The 1,571-nt window shown below is 66.6% G+C and carries 1 pseudogene; it reads left to right on the top strand.

Annotated features, from left to right (window positions below):
* Positions 1–1,571 (top strand): annotated as a pseudogene (locus AC07XF_RS28940) (RHS repeat protein); the annotation flags it as partial.

Raw genomic sequence — 1,571 nt, 5'->3', positions numbered from 1 at the left:
CCGACGGCCTACGAATACCGCCACGGTTTCCTCCATGCCCACACCCGCGGTGACGCGACCTGGACCTATGCGCGCAATGCCCAGGGCGATGTCAGCGCCGTCACCGACCCCGACGGGCAGATCACTCGCTACTTCTACGACCCGCAGGGGCGCTTGCTGACCATCCGCTACCCGGACCAGAGCGCTCATCGCTGGGTCTGGAACGCCTTGGGGCAACTGCTCGAAGAGACCTTGCCGGACGGCGGGCAGCGGCGCTTTGCCTACGATGCGCTGGGACGGCGGATCAGCGTTCAAGACGAACACGGCGGCGTCAGCCGCTACGCCTGGGATGCCGTCGGCCGCCTGACCGCGACGATTTCCCCCAGCGGCGCTCGCCGCAGTTATGCCTACAACGCCTACGGCCAGGTCACCGCCGAAACCGACGAACTGGGCCGCGTCACCCGTTTTGAGTACGCCGACGATTTGCATCGGGTCAGCCGCCGGATCAACCCCGACGGCAGCACGCTGAATTACCGCTACGACCACGCGCAGTTGTTGCTCACCGCGATCGACAACGAGGTCGGCGACACCTACCGGCTGGACTACACGCCGGGCGGACTGATCCGCCAGGAAACCGGCTTCGATGGCCGCCGTACTGCCTATGCCTACGACGGCAATGGCCAGTTGTCGGAGAAGACCGAATTCGGCGATGACGGTTCTTCACTGGTCACCCACTACCAACGTGACAGCGCTGGGCGGCTACTGGTCAAGACCCTGCCGGATGGGGTCAAGGTCGCCTACCGCTACGACGATTTGGGTCGCCTGCTCAGCGTCGACGACGGCCAGGACCACCCACTGGAGTTCGAATACGACCGCCAGGACCGGCTGATCACCGAACACCAGGGCTGGGGCACCCTGCGTTACGCCTACGACAGCGGCGGCCGGCTCAAGCGCCTGCGCCTGCCCGATGGCTGCGTGCTGGATTACCACCACGCCGAAGGGGGTGCGCTCAGCGCCATCGACCTCAACGGTGCACGCCTGACGAGCCACCGCTTTGTCGGTGGGCGCGAACAGCAACGCCAGCAGGGTCATCTGCTCGGCGACTATGCCTACGACGACCAGGGCCGCTTGCAGGCGCATGCCGTCAGGCAAAACCAGCAGACCCTGTACCGCCGCGACTATGCCTACAGCGCCCACGGCAACCTCCTGCAGATCGACGACAGCCGCCACGGCCAGCGCCACTACCAGTACGACCCGCTCGACCGCCTGACCCGGGTGCGCCATCTGCGCGACGAGTCGCTGGAACACTTCAGCCACGACCCGGCCGGCAACCTGCTGATCCACGACTGCCCCGGCCCCACCCGGATGCAGGGTAATCGCCTGCGTCAGCGCTACCACGATCACTACGACTACGACGCCTTCGGCAACCTGATCCGCGAACGCCGCGGCACCCCGGCCCGGGTCACCGACTACCGCTACGACAGCCAGCACCGCCTGATCGGCGTCACGACCCCGGACGGCACAACCGCCAGCTACCGCTACGACGCCTTCGGCCGACGCATCGGCAAAACCGTCAACGGCCAGACCACGCA

The sequence above is a fragment of the Pseudomonas sp. GW821-FHT01C01 genome (genome assembly GCF_059422645.1).
Note: the sequence above shows the minus strand (reverse complement) of the source record. Positions and strands in the feature narration are given on the sequence as shown.